The sequence below is a fragment of the Bacillus sp. FSL K6-2944 genome (assembly GCF_038005385.1).
Lineage (GTDB): Bacteria > Bacillota > Bacilli > Bacillales > Bacillaceae_G > Bacillus_A > Bacillus_A cereus.
In genome coordinates this window covers 1,844,624-1,864,923 of sequence record NZ_JBBOTE010000001.1, presented here as the reverse complement: position 1 = coordinate 1,864,923, position 20,300 = coordinate 1,844,624, and the positions used below count along the sequence as shown (strand labels likewise).

Genomic DNA, 20,300 nt, shown 5'->3' with positions numbered 1-20,300 from the left:
TGCCTGGAGTTCCCCAAGTAATTTGATCTAGCATTTTTTATCCCCTCCCGTTTATCATTGAAAAAAGAATTTATTGTAAATTATCAAAAAATTATTTGTAACTACTCAGCCACCTTTCGGTGTCTTTTTTAAATTTTACTAGTTTCATATGCCTCCCATTTGTAAATACTGAGTATATCAAACAGGGGAGGTGAATCTTATGGTCGATCGAAAAATTATTTTAGATACATATAAAAAAGGACCTGAAGCTGTTATTTCTTTATTTGAAGAAACATTTTCTAAGTTAGAAAAACGTATACAAGAACTAGAAAATGCTTCAAAAAAAAACTCCAAAAATAGTCATAAGCCACCTTCTACAGATGGTTTGGGTAAGCCCGTTACAAAAAGTTTGCGCAAACCGTCTCATCGTCAAACGGGTGGCCAGTTGGGCCACAAGGGACATACTCTTGGTTTGACAGCGACTCCAGATCATACGATTACACATTCTCCTACATATTGTACTTGTTGTCATACTTCCTTGAACCACGAGCCTGTAAAAGGGTATCGCATTCGCCAAGTGTATGACTTACCACCTATTCAGATCGAAGTGACAGAACATAAAGTAGAACAGAAAGAATGCCCACATTGCCATTCTATCCAAGAAGCCCAATTTCCTTCGACAGTATCTCGTCCTGTTCAATATGGTCCAAATATAAAAAGACTGATTCCCTATTTAACGCATTATCAATGCATTTCTTTGAAGCGAACAAAAGAATTCTTTCAGGATTGTTTTGGACATTCTATAAGCGAAGGAACCCTGGTAAATCATACACAGGCTTTCGCTTCTCAATTGCAGCCATTCATAAAAGAAGTAAAGGAAAAGATTCTGCAGTCTCCTGTTGTCCATTTTGATGAAACTGGTATGCGTGTAGAAAACAAAACACAATGGTTACATACTGCCAGTACACCGGAGGTGACATTGCAACATATTCATCAAAAACGTGGAAAAGAAGCAATGGATGCTGGAGAAATCTTGCCATCTTTTTCTGGAATTGCGATGCATGATGGTTGGAAATCGTATGATGCGTATACAGATTGTCGTCACGTTTTATGTAATGCCCATCTCTTACGAGATTTACAAGGAATTATAGATAGTACTGGAGAACAATGGGCACAACAGATGCAGAAATTTCTAACGCAAGCGTTGACGATGAAAAAGCAATCCGAAGGTACCATGCCAAAAGCGACGCAAAAGAATCTGTTTATTATGTATCAATCCATATTGAAAGAACAACAGATTCTTTCCACGAAACAAAAGAAGAAAGGAAAGCAGACGCCTTCTCAAAATTTATGGAATCGCTTCGTCAAGTATTCTGACAGAATTCTAGCGTTTTTAGAACATCCAGCCATTCCATTTGATAACAATCAAGCAGAACGGGATATTCGGATGACGAAAGTAAAACAGAAAGTGTCTGGGACTTTCCGAAGTAAGAAAGGCGCAGAATCTTTTTGTCAGATACGAAGCTTTATGAGTACCATGAAAAAACAAAAACAATCGGTCTTACAAGCGATAAACCAAGTCATAGAAACTAGAACGGTTCCTTGGAATAACACGACTTCATAAGAGAATTTCTCTATTTGGCATAGATTCTTTCTCTGATTGGAGTATTTTCTTTTCATGTTTTCGAATCGGAAACATGTATTTGGCCTGTTTTTTTATTTGAAGAAGCTGAGTAGTTACAATTATTTTTTTAATGATTACTGATGAGTCTTCCTACCTTATACGAGAAGAATATATTTGAAAAGAATTCTTTTCTTTATATTTTTTTATTCTTATAATGCGTTTTTGATTCTTATGATATAGTAACAACAAAGGGGGCTTAAAAATGGAAATTATTCACGAAAGAGCAAAGTTGCGGTTAATGGATAATACTGATGTCGAAACTTTGTTTTCGATTGTAGAAGGAAATCGGGATATTTGGGCGTATTTAATCTCTAAAATGGATAGTGTGCAAGATATGCAACAATACGTTCAAAAAGCGATAAAGGGTTACGGAAGAGGTACTCAAATACCTTTCATAGTCGTAGATCAACAGTCGAATAAGATTGTAGGAAGTACACGTTTATATAATATTTCAGTAGAAGATAAGACAGTTGAGTTAGGGCAAACGTGGTATCATCCGAGTGTGCAACGTACGAGTATAAATACAGAGTGTAAGTATATGCTTCTTCAGTATGCTTTTGAAAAATTGCATATGCTGAGAGTGCAAATTAAGACGGATGCAAGAAATGAAAAAGCACAACGAGCAATTGAAAGGTTAGGCGCAGTAAAAGAGGGTGTGCTTCGAAATGAAAGAAAATTACCGAATGGTTATGTGAGAGATGCGGTGGTGTACAGTATTATCTCGAGTGAATGGCCAAGCGTAAAAGAAAAATTGTTAGAAAAATTAGAGTTGTATAAAGAAAAGTTATAATTCGTGTTTTGAAAGGTATATTGTTCGTGAGATATGAAAAATATACCTTTTTTCTTACAAAATGCTACTTTATTTTAATTCCTTTTGTTTCATCGTTCCCTTCTGAGAAAAAATTCGTTACAATGTAGTTGTATGGTAATAAACTTATGAATTTAAAAAATGTAATGAAAACCGCAAATGAAAATGAATTGATAATCCTCAATTTTAAATGAAAACCCTTTTATACATAAATAACAAGTAAAGTTCCTTCTTTTAAATAAACTCAAACAAAACGATTTGATATAAATGTTTTTTATAGAAGTATGGATGATGTACGGAGGCAATTACAAATGAAAGAAAATAAGAAGAGTAAGAAAAGACGAATCTTTCAAGTATTTTTACTAATGATTTGTTCTGCTATTTTATATGTAAGTTATGCAGCTTACGATATTTGGAGTTATCGTTTTAAAGCAAATGATGACGTGAAAACGGATGCTGGTATCGTACTAGGAGCAGCTTCATGGAACGGAAAACCATCTCCTGTATTTAAAGAAAGAATTAATCATGCGATTTCTTTATATAAGAACGGAAATATTAAAAAGATTATTTTTACAGGTGGTACAAAGTTCGAGGCAGAACTTGAGGAAGCACGTACTGCAAGAGTATATGCAATGAAACAAGGTGTAAAAGAGGAAGATATTTTAATTGAAACTAAATCCCTTTTCACTGAAGAAAATTTAAAAAATGCGAAGCAAGTTGGAATAGAGAACGGCATACAAACATACACGATTGTAAGTGATCCACTTCATATGAAACGCGCAATGAGAATCGCAAAACATATTAATATTGAAGCGTATGCTTCACCAACGCCGACATCAGCATATAAAACGTTAGATACAGAAATACCATTCTTCTTTAAAGAATTATTCTCGTATATTGGATATGTAACCTCTTTGCCGTTAAAAGCATTGAAGGGGGACTAATATAAGAAAAGGATCTATCCTTAAATAGGAACTTTTCTTATTAGTCAAAAACATTGTATTTTTATCGGAATAGTGAAACAATAGAGAGGTAGCTTCATATAATCATAATGACAAAATGAACGGTTTATGAATCGAGCATAAAGTGAAACTTTAATCAGTGGGTGGGTTTCTCACTGATTATTAGTTGAACCAATCGGGCGTTTACGGGCAGTTGATCTCCCACCTAACTTCCTTTGCTTCACCTGAATTTTTAGGTGGGAGTTTTACTGCCCGTAAATAGCGGGATAAAGGAGATTATAGTATGGCACTCTCATTTGTTGAAACAGAAGAACAGTCTTTAATTATTGAGAAAATAAATAAATTGATTCCGAAGTTCATGGAAAGGGAGCATCAGCTAAGTGAATTAGGATCATTTCCGTATGAAAATATAAATGATTTGAAAGATATCGGATATACGAAATTAACGTTACCGAAGGAATTTGGTGGTAGTGCCATTTCTTTATATGACTTCGTTTTATTTCAAGAGAAAATCGCGGAAGGCTGTGGAGCTACTGCATTATCGATTGGCTGGCATCTTGGCATTGTGAAGGAGCTAGCGGAAAATCGCTCTTGGAATGATGAGATGTTCAAATGGTTTTGCGAAGAAGTACGTAATGGTGCGCTCTTTAACAGGGCAGCAACAGAACCGAAAACAGGGAGTCCGACGCGTGGCGGCAAACCAGAAACAATAGCGGTTCAACAAGGCGAGAAGTGGGTTATAAATGGAAGAAAAACTTTTACAACGATGGCGCCAGCACTTGATTATTTTATTATTTCAGCAAGTATGGAAGGCCGTGAAGAAGTTGGTGAGTTTGTTATTCCAAGAAATACACTCGGTGTATCTATTGAAGAAACGTGGGATAGCGTTGCAATGCGAGGGACTGCTAGCCACGACCTTGTCTTACAAAATGTAGAGATAGACAACCGCTTTTTTACGGATGTAAAAGGCGGGAAAGTGAAACAAAAGGGTATTGGCTGGTTGCTACATATACCAGCATGTTATTTAGGAATTGCACAATCAGCAAGAAATTATGCAGTTCAATTTGCGGAATCATACAAGCCAAATAGTTTAAATCATTCTATTAGTTTATTGCCGAATGTTAGAAAATTAGTTGGAGAGTTAGAACTTGAGCTTATGCAAGCTCGTGTCTTTTTATATCAAATTGCGAAAAAGTACGATGAGGCAGAAGATAAACTATCACTGCAAGCAGAATTAGCAGCTGTGAAATATGCTGTAACAAATGCGGCGATATCTATAGTGGATAAATCGATGCGCATCGTAGGAGCAAAAAGTTTATCAGAAAAAAATCCGCTCCATCGTTACTATTTAAACGTCAGAGCAGGATTACACAATCCACCGATGGATGATGCAACATTGTCTATGCTGGCGGATGCGGCGTTTCGGTCGTGATTTTTGAAGTTTACATTTTATTGTTTATGGATATTATAGTTGTTTTGAAAGCACGGGTTTGATTAGTAATCAAACCCGTGCTTTTTATGTGTATGAAGTACTTAATGGAGATGTAGGTTTTTAATATAAATGATTATCATGGTGTTGTGATTGTTTCTTGTTGAAAAATTCTTATTGTAATGCCAGTTTGGAGGCTGTATAAACATTTTTCGTATTTAATCCCAAATTAAAGGTCTTTCCAAGTTAACCATTCGCAAATATTGTAAAAATTGACCCGCATGGACCGCATCATGATAGGCAATTCGTAATAGCATATCACCTAAATATCGTTGATAGCCAACATCGCTTCGATCAATAAGTCTTGAATCTAGCTCGGCTATGCTTATTGATTGAACATATTCTATGAAGTCAGTAAAGTGTGATTGTGCCAATTCAATTTCTTTTTTTACACAAGTAATTGGCTCGTCATCATACGGGGTACGTATGTCGTTTATTGAACCGTTGTTTTTTATAATCATATGATAGTAAAAAGTTGAGCTCCATACGTGACGAATCATTTCACCAAAGGACATAGCCTCAGGATCAGGCTTCCAATTAAGAAAATTATCGGGAAGAGAATTCCATAATTTTTCTGAGCGCCTTCTCGTTTCTTTTAAATTTAATATACTAAGATCAATTGCATTCATAATACATTCTCCTTTACTATTAAACTTAAAATAATTGTATCAATTTAATAGTTAGGGTATCATCGAAATATGAATGTATATCCGAATATCTCATATATAGCTAAACTAATTGCTGAACCTACAAGAGCAATCATCTTAGATTGTCTAATGAATAATCAGGCACTACCTGCTAGTGAATTGGCTTATATGGCAAAAGTGTCACATCCAACAATTAGTTCGCATCTTTCTAAATTAGTAGAAGGGAATTTACTTACAGTTGAACAACATGGTAGACATCGTTACTATCGACTTGCTAATCAAGAAGTTGCAGAAGTGCTTGAAAAGTTAGGGACAATTGCACCAACAGTTCAAGTTCGCTCTTTAAAACAATCAAGCCAACTAAAACAAATTCGTTATGCTCGAACTTGTTATGATCATCTTGCAGGCAAACTCGGTGTAGAGATAACTGAAAAATTACTAGATAGGCAATTTATAATTTTAGAGGATGGAGAATACATTGTAACGGAACAAGGTAAGAAATGGTTTCTGAATTTTGGAATAAATGTTGATGAGGCAGATACAAAAAGGAGGGTATTTGCAAAACCTTGCCTTGATTGGAGTGAACGGCGTTACCATATTTCTGGTTGGTTAGGGTCTGCAATTGCAAAACTGCTTTTTGAACAGGGATGGATTACGAAAACGGATAAGAACCGAGCTGTCCATCTTACAAAGAAAGGTGTAAAGTTATTGGAAGATCAATTAGGCATTGATCTGAAAACTGAGGAAAGAAAAGCTTGAAATTAGAAAAATCCGTCAAAATGAAGGGCTTTTTTCATTATGGTAGGAGTGTACATGAATAATAGGATGTTACCAATAATCGTTGCCAATAAAAAATCTTTCTTTTCATTCTTCTTTTTTAAGTTTTAAAGGAGAAAGCTAGGCTTCTTATTTTTACTAATGTTATAATAAGAAAAAAGCACGAAAAGAGGTCATCTCATGCTAGAGGTTATTGCAACATGTTTAGAAGATGTAAAACGAATTGAAAGTGCTGGCGGGAAGCGGATTGAATTAATTTCATCTTATACAGAAGGTGGTTTAACACCGAGTTATGCTTTTATAAAAAAAGCGGTAGAAGTGGTAAGTATACCAATTCATGTTATGATTCGTCCGCATGCGAAGTCTTTTACATATACGGAAGAAGAAATTGAAATGATGAAAGAAGATATTATAGTTGCACAGAAGTTAGGAGCAGCTGGTGTAGTATTAGGCGTATTAAGCGAACGAAATGAAGTGGATGAAGAGAAATTAGCGGATTTACTATCTGTTGTAGATGGAATAAATGTAACGTACCACCGTGCGATAGATGATATAAAAAATCCAGTAGAAGCGATGAGCACTTTAAAGAAGTTTCATAAAGTGACTCACGTTTTAACTTCAGGTGGACAAGGAAATATAGTAGAGAATATTCCGGTGCTTACAGAAATGCAAAAGGTAAGTGATGGTCAAATTCAGCTTGTAGCTGGAGCTGGCGTGACGAAAGAAAATATAAAGCGATTGCTAGATGAAACTGGAATCACGCAGGCGCATGTCGGTACAGCGGTAAGAGAAGGAAAATCATGTTTTTCTGAAATAGATCCTAATTTAGTACAAGAATTAGTTGAAATAATAAAATAAGTGCTTAAGAAAGAGGAGAAACGATGAAGGAAAATACGAAGAAAGAATTATTCTCTTGGGCTAAAACGATAGGTTTTACCCTTGTATTAATTGCTATTATTCGCGGTGTTTTATTTACACCTTCTTTAGTACAAGGTGAATCAATGATGCCCACTTTAAAAAATAACGAAAGAGTTCTCGTGAATAAGATTGGTTATAGTATAAGTGGATTAGATCGCTTTGATATTATCGTCTTCCACGGGAAAGAAGGATACGATTTAGTAAAACGAGTAATTGGTTTGCCAGGCGATACAGTTGAGTATAAAAATGATGTTTTATATGTAAACGGAAAAGCGATGGAAGAACCATATTTAAAACAGTTTAAAGAAAAAGCAGTAGGCCGTGTATTAACTCCAGACTTTACGTTAGAACAAATCACTGGGAAAACGAAAGTGCCAGAAGGCAAAGTATTTGTTTTAGGGGATAATCGTGAAGTTTCTAAGGATGGTCGCATGTTTGGCTTTATTTCAGAAGATGAAATTGTCGGAAAAGGACAAGCTGTTTTCTGGCCGTTGGAACAAGTAAGAGCGTTATAAAGTGTGGTGAAGTATGGGAGAGATATTCTTCCATACTTTTTTATTTGCTTAAAATCTATTGATTGAATTGAAAGAATATTTTATAATTTTAAATTATATGTTTGTTTCGAAAAACGGAATTTAAGTTCCGTAATTCGGAACGAAAGGGAGATAGAATGAGTATAAATAAAACGGCAGTTAAGACAATGGATATTTTAGAGTTGTTTTATGAGCATGAAGAGCTAAGTTTAACTGAGATGGTTCAGCTTACAAATATGCCGAAAACATCTGTTTATCGTTTAATTGGTTCGTTGGAAGAGATGGAGTTTTTACAAAAAAACGAAAAGGGGAAATATCGTTTAGGGGTCGTATTTTTACGGTTCGGTCAACTTGTTTCACACCGATTATCAGTAAGAAATATAGCAATTCCTTATATGAAAGAACTTAGAGATAGTTTAGGACAGGCAGTTAATTTAATAATTCAGGATGGAAATGACGCAATTTATGTTGAAAAAATGGAAGGTGTTCAGCCGGTACGCGTGTATACGGCGGTTGGAAGAAGAGCACCGCTTTATGCTGGCGCATGTCCAAGAATTTTACTATCGTATTTCTCTGAGGAAGAGAAACGGAGATACATAGAGGAAGTGGATTTAAAACAGTTTGCAGATGGAACAATCGTGGATAAGAAACAATTGTTAGAAGTGTTGCAAATGGCAAAAAAGGAAGGCTACACCATTAGTTATTCTGAGTTAGAAAATCATACAGCCGCGATAGCAGCACCCATTTTCGCGAGCGATGGAACGGTTGTAGCAGGCATTAGTATTTCGGGATTAGCAATTGAGTACAACGAAAGTAACATTTCATATTTTATTGCGAAGGTGAAAGAAACAGCGCATCGCATTTCGAAAGAACTCGGCTTTTTGGCATAGAAAGAGGGAGTAGGATGAAATTTTCTGCGTTAGGGGATCAAGCAATTATTGTTACATTTGGTGAAGAAATTAAGAGGGATATATATGAGAAAGTACAGCGGTTATTTCAAGCACTGCAGCAACATCCGTTTGCAGGAATGATAGAGTGCGTTCCGTCGTTTACTTCATTAGCTGTTTACTACAATGTATACGAAGTATGGAAGGGAAATGAGAGAAGTGAAAGGTCACATGATTACGTTCGCCAGTATATAAAGGAGCTGTGTGATTCTTATAAAGAAGAAGTAAAACAGGATGTGAAACATATTTCTATACCAGTGTGCTACGGGGGAGAATATGGACCAGATTTAGAAGAAGTCGCGCATTATCACGGTTTACAAGTAGAAGATGTGATTCGAATACATAGTGAAACTACATATTTTGTATATATGCTAGGTTTTACACCAGGGTTCCCGTATTTAGGAGGACTTTCAAAAGAATTAGAAACACCTAGAAAAGAAACACCACGGTTACAAATCTCTCCTGGTTCAGTAGGTATTGGCGGAAATCAAACAGGTATATATCCGCTTGAAACACCAGGAGGATGGAATATTATCGGCCGAACTCCTATTTCATTATTTAATCCGGAAGAAGAAATACCAACATATATTCAAAGTGGTATGTATTTACGATTTATTCCAATAACGAAGGAAGAGTACGTATCGCTTGAGGGGGCTAAAAAATGGATGTAGAGGTTTTGCATGCGGGAATGTTTACAACAGTCCAAGATTTAGGGCGATCTCATTATCAACAATACGGTGTGCCAGTTGGCGGGGTGATGGATCAAAGTGCACTTCGGATGATCAATATGTTAGTTGGTAATGAAGAGAATGAAGCGGGACTCGAAATGACGATTATGGGACCTAAATTGTTAATAAAGAAAACGACTTTACTTGCGATTGGCGGAGCAGATATGGAACCGTTATTGAATGGAGAACGTATCCCGTTATGGCGTCCCATTTTAGCGGAAGAAGGTAGTATGCTTTGTTTTGGAAAAGTGAAAAGTGGTTGCAGAGCGTATGTAACTTTTGCGGGTGGTATACATATTGAGCGTACAATGGGAAGCAAAAGTACGTACATACGTGCTGCGATTGGTGGTATAGAAGGAAGAATGCTGAAAAAGGGTGACTACTTCCAAATTGGTGCACAACCAGAAATGGCGAGTCGTTTCATTCTAGACTTACAAAAAGATGCGAGAATAAAAACGAAATGGGCAATTAGCAACAGCGTACTACCAAAGTATAAGAAACATCCAAAGCTTCGTGTCATAACTGACTTTGAATACGATCAATTTACAGAAGAAAGTAGAAAGGCATTTTTTACGAAAGAGTATAAGGTATCTAATTATGCTGACCGTATGGGCTATAGGGTTGAGGGAGAGGTTTTAAATAGGAATGAAGAAAAAGAGATTTTATCGAGTCCTGTTACATTTGGAACCATTCAAGTTCCTAATGGTGGACAGCCGATTATATTAATGGCAGATAGGCAAACGACAGGTGGCTATCCGAGAATGGGAAATATCATTTCAGTAGATTTACCTCTTCTTGCCCAGCTAAAGCCGGGGGACTATGTTTCTTTTGAGAAAATTACGCTTGAAGAAGCGGAACAATTGTACATAGAACAAGAAGTAAATATGAATTTATTAAAGAAATTCATCGCTTTACGAAGCTGAAATTAGGAGGAATACATTATGACTACAATCGATTTAAACTGTGATTTAGGAGAAAGTTTTGGCGCTTATAAAATGGGGAATGATGATGAGATTCTTCCGTTCGTTTCCTCTATAAACGTTGCTTGCGGTTTTCATGCGGGTGATCCGTCTATTATGCGTCAAACTGTTGAAAAAGCTTTGGAGCATAACGTAGCAATAGGGGCGCATCCTGGATTTCCTGATTTAATTGGATTTGGTAGAAGAAACATGAATGTTTCAGCAAGTGAAGTATACGATTATGTTCTATATCAAACAGGCGCATTAGACGCATTTGTGAAAGCGGCAGGCGGGAAAATGCAGCATGTAAAGCCGCACGGTGCCTTATATAATATGGCGGCGTCTAATCCGGAAATTGCAGATGCAATTGCAAAGGCAATTTATCATATAAATCCAAGTCTATTACTTTATGGATTAGCAAATAGCGAGGCGTTTATACAGGCTGCAGAAAAATACAAAGTAACTCTTGTACAAGAGGCTTTTGCGGATCGTACATATAAGCAAGATGGTACATTAACGAGCCGTACAGAAGAAAATGCGCTTATAAAAGATGAAGACGAAGCGATAAAGCAAGTACTTCAAATGGTGAAAGAAGGCCATGTAAATGCGGTCAATGGAGAGAAAGTAGCAGTTCAGGCGCAAACAATTTGTTTACACGGTGATGGGGAAAAAGCAGTGCAATTTGCAAAAAGAATATACAGAACATTCAAACTTAATGATATTTCTATTTGTGCACCGAAATAAAAAATAGGGGGAAGTGCTGGGATGATTAAATTAATCGGAATACTACTTGTTGCAGTGGGCTTTTTATTTAGATTAAATACACTTTTAGTAGTTATGGTTGCAGGTATTGTTACTGGTATGGTTTCAGGATTAAGTTTTTATGATGTGATCAGCATGTTCGGTAAATTTTTCATAGAAAATAGATATATGTCTATGCCAATTATATTAACTTTACCGGTAATCGGAATTTTAGAGCGTTACGGTTTAAAAGAAAGAGCAGAAGCACTTATAACGAAATCAAAAGGAGCAACAACTGGAAGAGTATTAATGTCATATTTTACGATAAGAGAATCATCAGCAGCACTAGGGCTTAATATTGGTGGGCATGCGCAAACAGTAAGGCCGCTCGTTGCACCGATGGCAGAAGGGGCCGCGCAAGGTAAATACGGTAAACTTCCTGAAAAATTAAGAGAAAAGATTAAAGCAAACGCAGCAGCTGCTGAAAATACAGCTTGGTTTTTCGGAGAAGATATTTTCATCGCAACTGGAGCTATTTTATTAATGAAAGGATTCTTCGATTCAGTAGGTATGCATGTCGGAGTATGGGATATGGCACTTTGGGGCATTCCGACAGCAATATCTGCACTTATTGTAAGCTGGATTAGATTTAGAAGGTTTGATAAATATATAGAGAAAACAATGAAGACAGAAGGAAAAGAAGAGAAGGAGGCAATTTAATATGAACATCATCACAATGGATACAATCTATTATGTATTAGGGATAATCGTTGCTTTTATCGCTGTTCGTATCGCATTCGATCGTGAACATCCAAACAGATTCGGTTCTAGTTTATTTTGGGCATTGTTTGCAGTTACATTTTTATTTGGAAATGTAATTCCTTCGTTTTACGTTGGCTGTATCGTGCTCGCTATGGTCGTTTTAGCCTCGCTAAATAAAGTAACAAAATCAGAGGAAAAAGAAGTTCCAGTACAAGAACGTGTGAAACATGCTGAGAAATTAAAAAATAAAATTTTTATGCCTGCACTATTAATTCCTATTTTTACAATTATCGGTACGTTGACCTTAGGGAAAATTAAATGGGGAAATGTCTCTCTTGTTGATCCAGATAAAGTAACATTAGTTGCACTAGCGCTTGGTGCATTACTCGCATTTGTTGCGGCGATGCGTATTACAAAATCAAAAATAACAACACCTGTACAAGAAGGAAGCAGACTATTACAAGCTGTTGGCTGGGCTGTAATTTTACCACAAATGTTAGCAGCACTTGGCGGTATATTCGCGAAGTCTGGCGTTGGACAAGTTGTTTCAGACTTAGTCGGACAAGTGCTACCGACAGAGTATCCGTTCGTTGCCGTTATGGCGTACTGTTTAGGCATGATGCTATTTACAGTCGTAATGGGAAATGCATTCGCAGCGTTTGCTGTTATTACTGGCGGAATTGGCTTACCTTTAATAGTTCAAATGCACGGCGGAAACCCAGCAATTATGGCAGCGCTCGGTATGTTTGCTGGATATTGCGGAACGCTGCTTACACCAATGGCAGCAAACTTTAATATCGTACCTGCGATGCTTTTAGAGCTAAAGGATAAAAATGCGGTTATTAAAGCGCAAGTACCAATTGCTCTTTCAATTTTTATCATAAATATGTTTATTATGTACGGCCTAGTATATCGTTTCTAATTAGGAGGATAAAACTATGAAAACAGTATTATTAACAGGGTTTGATCCGTTCGGCGGAGAAAATATCAATCCAGCTTGGGAAGTAGCAAAAGGTTTGCATGAAAAAACAATTGGAGAATACAAGATAATAAGCAAACAAGTACCAACTGTATTTCATAAATCAATAAGCGTATTAAAAGAGTATATAGAAGAACTAGCGCCGGAAATTATTATATGCATTGGACAAGCTGGGGGCAGACCAGATATTACGATAGAACGTATCGCAATTAATATTGATGATGCAAGAATCGCTGACAATGAAGGGAATCAGCCGGTAGATGTACCGGTTGTAGAAGAAGGAGCGATTGCGTATTGGTCTACACTCCCGATGAAAGCAATCGTAAAAAAACTTCGCGAAGAGGGTATACCGTCATCTGTTTCACAGACGGCAGGCACATTCGTTTGTAATCACTTATTCTATGGACTTATGCATGAACTAGAGAAACATGATAAGAAAATAAAAGGCGGATTCATTCATATTCCGTTTTTACCAGAACAAGCGAGTAATTATCCAGGGCAACCGAGTATGTCACTTTCTACTATTCGTAAGGGGATAGAATTGGCAATCGAAGTAACGACGACAGTTAAGGTAGATATTGTAGAGGTTGGGGGCGCAACGCATTAAGTAAAATGAATTGTACAACACCTCCTGTAAACAACTGGTATAATAAGAATAGGAAAATACATAGAGGTGATTTTTGTGCAACAATTTGAAGAAGTACGTTCAATTTTAGAAAAAGCGAAGAAAATTACAGTATTAACAGGCGCTGGTGCAAGTACGGAAAGTGGTATTCCAGATTTTCGTTCAGCAAATGGGTTGTATGCTGATGCGAATGTGGAGATGTATTTATCAAGAGGGTATTATAATCGAAGTCCGAAAGAGTTTTGGAAGCATTATAAAGAAATCTTTCAAATTAATACGTTCCATCAATATAAACCAAATCGTGGACATCGCTTTTTAGCTGCGCTAGAAGAACAAGGGAAAGATATTACGATTTTAACGCAAAATATTGACGGTTTACATCAATTAGGTGGCAGTAAGCATGTCATCGATTTACATGGAACACTTCAAACAGCACATTGTCCAAAATGTAAATCAGGCTATGATTTACAGTATATGATTGATCATGAAGTACCGCGTTGTGAGAAGTGTAATTTCATTTTAAATCCAGACGTTGTTTTATACGGAGATACATTGCCGCAATATCAAAATGCTATCAAACGTTTATATGAAACAGATGTGCTTATCGTTATGGGAACATCACTAAAAGTACAGCCTGTCGCTTCATTCCCGCAAATTGCAAAGAGGGAAGTAGGAGCAACAACTATTTTAGTAAATGAAGAGTTAACAGGACAGGAATATAACTTTGATTTTGTTTTTCAAAATAAGATTGGTGAGTTTGTTGAAGGGTTATCTTCAATGAAATAAGTTATCGAAAAAACTGAGGTATCTGCCTCAGTTTTTTATTTGAGTAATCACTGTTTTAAGCCATATGAAAACATTTTGATAATGTAGTAACAACATCTCTATAATTTATAAAAATCAATTTGCCCATTTTTCTTTTAGAATAATATTCATGTTATTGTGCATTAAGGGAATGGTAATAAATAGGGTATAAAAACAAAAAACTGAAAATTAAATCTTTTATTTCTTTTATAATTAATATAAAATTCTATATATATCATATAAATAAATTTGATACATAATGATTTTGCGTAGAAATGTTAATAGAATGAAGCGAGGGAGCGAAATGAGACAGAAAAAGGAGCAGAAAAAACAATCGAAAAAGAAAAAGACTCATATTCCATTTCGGTTAAATGTACTATTTTTTATTGTCTTTCTTTTATTTTCAGCTATTATAATTCAATTAGGTAAAGTACAAATCATTGATGGAGAAACGTATAGAAATGAAGTAAATAAAAAGGAAGATGTAACGGTAAGCACTCCCGTTCCTAGAGGGAAAATGTTTGATCGGCAAGGTCACGTTATTGTAAATAATAAACCATTGCGAACCGTTACATATACGAAAATGAGAGGAGTAGACTCGAAAGAAGTTTTACAAGTAGCAAGAGATTTAGCCAAACTAATTGAAATGTCGCAAGAGGACATGGATAAGTTAACAGAGACAGATAAGAAAGATTTTTGGATGCAGTTAAATGAAAAGCGGGCAGCGGCGAAAGTAACAAAAGAAGATGAGAGTAAATTTAGAAAGCAAGAAATAGAAGGAAAAGAGTTAGATAAAAAAGTAGAAGAACTGCGCCGGGAAAGAATTACACAAGAAGAACTAAATGAGCTTTCAAAGGAAGATATAGAAGTATTAGTAATTAAAAGCAAAATGAATGCGGGATATAAAATGACGCCGCAAATCGTTAAAAAAGATGTAAGTCAAAATGAATATGCTGTCGTTAGTGAAAGGTTGGCAAGCTTACCAGGGGTAGATACGACAGTAGATTGGGAACGTGAATACCCAAATGATAAAATACTGCGCTCTATACTAGGTAGCGTTTCTAATGAAAATGAAGGATTGCCAAGAGAACAATTAGATTATTATTTAGTTCGTGATTATAATCGAAACGATCGTATTGGTAAAAGTTACATTGAAAAACAATATGAAGATGCACTACATGGAACGAAGGAACAGTCTAAAAATATTATGGATAAAGCAGGGAAGATTGTTCGAACAGAAAAAGTGACTGAAGGAAAAAGTGGAAATAACTTGATGTTAACAGTCGATATGGATTTACAGAAAAGAGTAGAGGGCAGCCTTGAAAAGAATTTACGAGCCTTTCATGCTGCAGAGCCGATGATGGATCGTGCGTTCGTAGTAATGATGAATCCGAAAAACGGTCAAATTTTATCAATGGCAGGAAAGAAAATTGTAAATAAAGATGGCGGTATGCAAATAGAAGATTATGCATTAGGAACGATGACAAGTTCTTATGAGTTAGGGTCAACTGTAAAAGGGGCTACTTTATTAACTGGATATCAAACAGAAGCGATTAAGCCGTATACACACTTCTTTGATGCGCCAATGTATTTTAAAGGAAGTTCTAAGCCGAAGAAATCGTGGAAAGAATTTGGGGATATTGATGATTTAAGAGCTTTGCAAGTGTCATCGAACGTTTATATGTTTAATACAGCTTTAAAAATGGCAGGCATTAATTATGTTCCAAACAATCCATTAGATATTAAACAAGAAACATTTAATAAAATGCGCTACTATTTTAGACAATTTGGCCTAGGTGTGTCGACTGGTATTGACCTGCCAAATGAATCGATCGGTCAAATAGGTAGAACTGATAACATACCCGGATTTTTACTTGATTACGCGATTGGACAGTATGATACATATACGCCGCTTCAGCTTGCACAATATATTTCAACCATTGCAAATGGCGGTTACCGAATGAAACCACAAATTGTACAAGAAGTTAGAGAGCAACCGAATAGACCAGAGGATGTAGGAAAAGTCGTTCGGTCGATTGAACCAGTTGTATTAAATAGAGTGGATATGGACACTTCGTACATTAATCATGTAAAAGAAGGATTTAGAAGAGTTTTTCAAGAAGCTGACGGAACAGGTACCGGAACGTTTAAAGGTCTACCATATAAACCAGCGGGAAAAACAGGAACAGCTGAGACAGTATATGGTGGAGAAAGTGATATTGGAAGAGATGAGAACAACAACCGAAAAAAATGTTATAATTTAACTCTTGCCGGTTATGCACCATATGATGCGGATCCGGAAGTAGCTTTTTCAGTTGTTGTACCATGGGTGAATGATGATAAATCAGGAATTAATTCTGCGATTGGTAAAGAGATTTTGGATGCGTATTTTGAATTAAAAACAAATAGATCAAATGCAAATTCAATTCCAGTAGAACAACCGAACAAGGCACAGTAAAAATAGTATCACTGCATGGAAACATATTGTGCAGTGATATATTTTTTGAGTTAAAAAGCGCTTTATAAGGTGGGAATGGATATGAAAAAGGAGATTAAGAGAGGCTGGGGAAAGTACATACTATTTATATTGGTGATAGTCATAGGCTACCATTCTTTTACTTTATGTAAGGTGGAAGGGGAATCGATGCAGCCGACTTTATATGAAGAAGACTACGTATTTGTAAATAAAGCGGTAGTACGTCTTTCTAATTTACAACACGGAGAAATTGTCATTATAAAAGAAGAGGATGAATCGAAATATTATGTGAAACGTGTAATAGGGCTTCCTGGTGATGTAATTAACATAACGAACGGAAAGGTATATGTGAACGATAAAAAGCAAGAAGAACCATATACAAACAAAGATTTATTTAACAACACACAAGTATTTTATAATTTTCAAAAGACAAAAATTCCGCCAAATAAGTTATTTGTAATGGGAGATAACCGCGAAGTAAGTAGAGATAGTCGAAATGGCTTAGGATATATTGAAGAAGATAACATAATAGGCAAGGTGGAATTTGTATATTATCCTTTTTCAAAAATGAAAATGATAGAATAAGTGGGGGATGAGCAAAACCCCACTTATTAAAGTTTCACTTTATTTTCTTTAAAAAACCTTTTGGATTAAATGATATGAAAAATTTATGTTTAGACTCGTCGATTATGAAGTTATTATTTTTAGTTAAAAACTCATCCACAGCTTCCATCGGGCCAGGACCCCAATCGGGAAGAAGCGGATTTCCATTAATGGAGGTATCTTCTACAATCATATAACTGCCAGTAGTGACGATAGATTTATATAGTAATAGTTCTTTGGAGACATGTTCTTTACTATGATCAGAATCTAAAATAACTAAAACCACATCATCAGGTTTGCGCATGCTTACAATTGTTTGGATGGCCTGCACAGAAACAGAAGATGCTGTTAAATACGTAATCCGATTATGTGATGGCCGATTTGGCTGCGGAGTTATATCGATAGTAAGTACGTGACCTTTTCCAATTAAATCTAACATAGAAGCTAAATACAGTGCACTACCACCGTGAAAAGTCCCGCATTCAATAATTAAATCGGGCTTTAATTCATAAATAATTTCTTGATACAAAAAGAGATCAGAGGGAAGTTTACAGATTGGAACCCCGAACCAGTGTGTATCGTTTAACCACACGAGGCTGTTGTAATATTGGTTTAGAAATTCATTGCTTATATTATCGATTTTAAATTCTCCTTTCTAAAAAGGATTCTCTCGTTTGACGTAAAGTGTTTACGCATGAAAGTTGTACTATATATTATGTAGTAAGGAATTGTAAGGCGAGTGTTTTTACTTGAAAATAAGCCAAATAACTCATGTGGAAAATGAAAGGAAATGATCGTATGTACAAATACACAATTTGTTTTATTAGAAAAAGCGATAAAATACTGCTATTAAATAGAAATAAAAAGCCGAATATGGGGATGTGGAATGGTGTTGGAGGAAAAATAGAAGAGAATGAAACGCCATACGAAGGAATAATTAGAGAAACGTTTGAGGAAACGGGTATAGAACTTTCAAGTGTAACGTATAAAGGGACTGTTGTTTTTAAAGGTAAAGATGAGCCCCAGGCTAGTGAAGGAATGTATGTGTTCGTTGCTGATTTTCCAGATGGAATGCAAATGAATACACCATTACGTACGGCTGAAGGATTATTAGAATGGAAAGAAATTGATTGGATATTAGATGGTGATAATAGAGGTGTAGTTAGCAATTTACCAAAATACTTACCGACAGTATTAACAGAAGAAAGTAAGTTAGAACATATGTTTACGTATGATAACCGGAATATTATTCATTACACAACTGCATGTTTGACAGAAGATGATGCGAACAAGCGATATGAAAAACAACTCATTTCTCAATAGAAGAGGATAGTGAAAAATCACGTTTTTGTTCTCATTATATATACGAAGTGATTATATGTTTCAGAAATACAATTTATTGGTCAGAATTGTAATATGTATGATATAACTTTTCTTATGGTGAAAGAGTAGAGAACATACGTAAACGGAACAAAAAAGGAGGTGGCTTTGCCACCTCTTTTCCGTTAGTCACGAATCGCCTTAATGATAAATCGATGTTGCTTCACATCAAAATATCCTTTTTGCAAGATGATTTCATGTATACGATATAGTTCCTTATAATACCTTTCGACAGTAAAATCAGGAATTTGCCACGGAATCGCTTTTAAATAATAGACAATAGCGCCAATATCATAAAAGCGTTGGAAAGGGAATTCTTCTTTTGCATCTAAGATAGTAAATCCATTTTCCTCTAACTCACTACATGCTGCTTCAAGTGACCAACTTGCAAATTCGTTATTTAGCGGTGCGTTAAATTGCTCATTAAGTTCCACACAATCGAGACCACCAATTTGTTGTGTAAGGAAAATCCCATTTTGAGAAAGGATTCTTTTTACTTCAGAAGCAGCATATGATTCATGTTGGTTTAGGATTAGATTAAACTGACCATCTTGAAATGGCAATGCAGTATCATCGTTCACCTCTACAACAGTAACCCCTAAAGGCTCTAATTTCTTTCGAGCAATTGGCACGTTTGGAGCGTAGCCCTCAGTAGCATAAATAGTTGACGGGAACGGTTGTAACATAGATAAAAACTCTCCGCCGCCAGTCCCCATATCTAGCATTGATTTAGCGCGTTGCATAAGTTGGAAAGCAGTACTGCCGTACGACCACGATAAAGGCTCGCTCTTCATTCGACCCGTTTTTGAAATGAAAGAAAAATCCCAACCGCTAAAATGTGTATTTGCACTTTCTAATAAAGTTAAAAATAATGGATCACGTTTCATAATTATGTCCTCCTATTTTTCAATGAATGATATGATGAGAAAGGAGAACGGGAGGACCTCTTATGAAAGAGAAGCGGTTTTACGTTTCGTGTTCGAATAGATTCATATAAATTCGCTCCTTGTGAGAATGGTTATTTATATATTCGGGATAATTGAGTGGAAATCCTTTGAAGGAATAAAAGAAGGCAGTTGTTTAATGAAAAAATAAATTGAGTTATCTATTTTTATAGTGTAATTGTTCATTCATACGCATAAAAAATTATTCTCTCCATAAAATAGTAAAATTATATTGGAGGTTGAATTATGAAAAAATTTAGTGTATTTTCAATAATCTTGATGACTTTTGGACTATTATTATTTGGATTAAATAGGATAATAGATAGCTATTCTGAGCCTATTATCCTATTAGGGTATATTTCTTTTTAAATTGGAATGGTTCTAAGTTTTATAGCAATTGCTAGACGTGAAGATGGAAGAGTAAAATTCATATCACTTATCTTTTTCTTTGTTGTCCTGTTTTTCATTACTTGGTTTGAGCCGGTTCAGGTACTACGAATTATTACTTGGCTAAAAAATATCTATTAAAATCTGAATTATTGGTAAAAATGGGAA

Annotated in this window: 21 protein-coding genes and 1 pseudogene; 19 read left to right on the top strand and 3 right to left on the bottom strand. The window is 35.7% G+C overall.

The genetic code is table 11. The features are described from left to right. Positions 1 to 199 precede the first annotated feature (199 nt). The 4 genes from tnpC (at position 200) to MHH55_RS09485 (ending at position 4,865) form a co-directional block, all read left to right on the top strand. Positions 200 to 1,603, top strand: coding sequence for an IS66 family transposase (tnpC, locus tag MHH55_RS09500; protein WP_100910632.1), 1,404 nt, complete (start codon positions 200 to 202; stop codon positions 1,601 to 1,603). Between the two features lie 262 nt (positions 1,604 to 1,865). Further along, complete coding sequence (locus MHH55_RS09495) at positions 1,866 to 2,453, top strand: GNAT family N-acetyltransferase (protein ID WP_000402586.1); 588 nt, start codon at positions 1,866 to 1,868, stop codon at positions 2,451 to 2,453. A gap of 329 nt (positions 2,454 to 2,782) precedes the next feature. Continuing rightward, entirely contained in the window at positions 2,783 to 3,415 is a 633-nt protein-coding gene (locus tag MHH55_RS09490) for a YdcF family protein (protein WP_000662215.1), read from the top strand. 301 nt (positions 3,416 to 3,716) lie between these two features. Continuing rightward, positions 3,717 to 4,865 carry an acyl-CoA dehydrogenase family protein gene (locus MHH55_RS09485; RefSeq protein WP_078188064.1) on the top strand — a complete coding sequence of 383 codons (1,149 nt, stop codon included), beginning with the start codon at positions 3,717 to 3,719 and terminating at the stop codon, positions 4,863 to 4,865. Positions 4,866 to 5,080: 215 nt separating this feature from the next. Here the strand turns inward: MHH55_RS09485 and MHH55_RS09480 are convergent, their stop codons facing one another. Continuing rightward, complete coding sequence (locus MHH55_RS09480; protein WP_000991272.1) at positions 5,081 to 5,551, bottom strand: DinB family protein; 471 nt, start codon at positions 5,549 to 5,551, stop codon at positions 5,081 to 5,083. 69 nt (positions 5,552 to 5,620) lie between these two features. Here MHH55_RS09480 and MHH55_RS09475 point away from each other — a divergent pair, with 69 nt between their 5' ends. The 13 genes from MHH55_RS09475 (at position 5,621) to lepB (MHH55_RS09415) (ending at position 17,403) form a co-directional block, all read left to right on the top strand. Further along, positions 5,621 to 6,328: an ArsR/SmtB family transcription factor gene (locus MHH55_RS09475; protein ID WP_001103806.1), complete on the top strand. Its 708-nt coding sequence runs from the start codon at positions 5,621 to 5,623 to the stop codon at positions 6,326 to 6,328. Positions 6,329 to 6,526: 198 nt separating this feature from the next. Next, positions 6,527 to 7,204, top strand: coding sequence for a copper homeostasis protein CutC (locus MHH55_RS09470; RefSeq protein WP_000895122.1), 678 nt, complete (start codon positions 6,527 to 6,529; stop codon positions 7,202 to 7,204). Between the two features lie 23 nt (positions 7,205 to 7,227). Next, the gene (gene lepB, locus MHH55_RS09465) at positions 7,228 to 7,779 is read left to right on the top strand and encodes a signal peptidase I (RefSeq protein WP_078187762.1); all 552 of its coding nucleotides are present in this window, start codon (positions 7,228 to 7,230) and stop codon (positions 7,777 to 7,779) included. Between the two features lie 155 nt (positions 7,780 to 7,934). Beyond that, positions 7,935 to 8,687 (top strand): IclR family transcriptional regulator, encoded by a 753-nt coding sequence (locus tag MHH55_RS09460; RefSeq protein WP_000026361.1) that lies wholly within the window; start codon positions 7,935 to 7,937, stop codon positions 8,685 to 8,687. Between the two features lie 14 nt (positions 8,688 to 8,701). Beyond that, positions 8,702 to 9,415, top strand: coding sequence for a 5-oxoprolinase subunit PxpB (gene pxpB, locus MHH55_RS09455; RefSeq protein WP_000672280.1), 714 nt, complete (start codon positions 8,702 to 8,704; stop codon positions 9,413 to 9,415). Continuing rightward, complete coding sequence (locus tag MHH55_RS09450; RefSeq protein WP_000382245.1) at positions 9,406 to 10,395, top strand: 5-oxoprolinase subunit C family protein; 990 nt, start codon at positions 9,406 to 9,408, stop codon at positions 10,393 to 10,395. Before pxpB ends, MHH55_RS09450 begins: the two co-directional genes overlap by 10 nt. 18 nt (positions 10,396 to 10,413) lie before the next feature. Then, entirely contained in the window at positions 10,414 to 11,175 is a 762-nt protein-coding gene (gene pxpA, locus MHH55_RS09445) for a 5-oxoprolinase subunit PxpA (protein WP_000207317.1), read from the top strand. A gap of 21 nt (positions 11,176 to 11,196) precedes the next feature. Continuing rightward, positions 11,197 to 11,892: a DUF969 domain-containing protein gene (locus MHH55_RS09440; RefSeq protein WP_000593393.1), complete on the top strand. Its 696-nt coding sequence runs from the start codon at positions 11,197 to 11,199 to the stop codon at positions 11,890 to 11,892. 1 nt (position 11,893) lies between these two features. Further along, positions 11,894 to 12,856 carry a DUF979 domain-containing protein gene (locus tag MHH55_RS09435; protein WP_001021658.1) on the top strand — a complete coding sequence of 321 codons (963 nt, stop codon included), beginning with the start codon at positions 11,894 to 11,896 and terminating at the stop codon, positions 12,854 to 12,856. 16 nt (positions 12,857 to 12,872) lie between these two features. Further along, on the top strand, positions 12,873 to 13,520 hold the full coding sequence (gene pcp / locus MHH55_RS09430; RefSeq protein WP_000859708.1) for a pyroglutamyl-peptidase I: 648 nt from the start codon (positions 12,873 to 12,875) through the stop codon (positions 13,518 to 13,520). Between the two features lie 75 nt (positions 13,521 to 13,595). Further along, positions 13,596 to 14,324, top strand: a complete 729-nt coding sequence (locus MHH55_RS09425) for an NAD-dependent protein deacylase (protein ID WP_001183793.1) — start codon at positions 13,596 to 13,598, stop codon at positions 14,322 to 14,324. A gap of 322 nt (positions 14,325 to 14,646) precedes the next feature. After that, positions 14,647 to 16,800 (top strand): peptidoglycan D,D-transpeptidase FtsI family protein, encoded by a 2,154-nt coding sequence (locus tag MHH55_RS09420; protein WP_001249190.1) that lies wholly within the window; start codon positions 14,647 to 14,649, stop codon positions 16,798 to 16,800. An 81-nt stretch (positions 16,801 to 16,881) separates the two neighbouring features. Further along, positions 16,882 to 17,403, top strand: coding sequence for a signal peptidase I (gene lepB, locus MHH55_RS09415; protein WP_002094069.1), 522 nt, complete (start codon positions 16,882 to 16,884; stop codon positions 17,401 to 17,403). A 34-nt stretch (positions 17,404 to 17,437) separates the two neighbouring features. Here the strand turns inward: lepB (MHH55_RS09415) and MHH55_RS09410 are convergent, their stop codons facing one another. After that, on the bottom strand, positions 17,438 to 18,061 hold the full coding sequence (locus tag MHH55_RS09410; RefSeq protein WP_265736937.1) for a cephalosporin hydroxylase family protein: 624 nt from the start codon (positions 18,059 to 18,061) through the stop codon (positions 17,438 to 17,440). 158 nt (positions 18,062 to 18,219) lie between these two features. Between MHH55_RS09410 and MHH55_RS09405 the strand changes: the two genes are divergently transcribed. After that, the gene (locus MHH55_RS09405) at positions 18,220 to 18,744 is read left to right on the top strand and encodes an NUDIX hydrolase (RefSeq protein ID WP_078187866.1); all 525 of its coding nucleotides are present in this window, start codon (positions 18,220 to 18,222) and stop codon (positions 18,742 to 18,744) included. Positions 18,745 to 18,926: 182 nt separating this feature from the next. On the opposite strand, the gene MHH55_RS09400 is transcribed toward MHH55_RS09405, so the two are convergent. Next, entirely contained in the window at positions 18,927 to 19,688 is a 762-nt protein-coding gene (locus tag MHH55_RS09400) for a class I SAM-dependent methyltransferase (RefSeq protein WP_078187864.1), read from the bottom strand. Between the two features lie 303 nt (positions 19,689 to 19,991). On the opposite strand from MHH55_RS09400, the pseudogene MHH55_RS09395 reads away from it, so the two are divergent. Next, positions 19,992 to 20,273 (top strand): annotated as a pseudogene (locus MHH55_RS09395) (hypothetical protein). Positions 20,274 to 20,300: the final 27 nt, after the last annotated feature.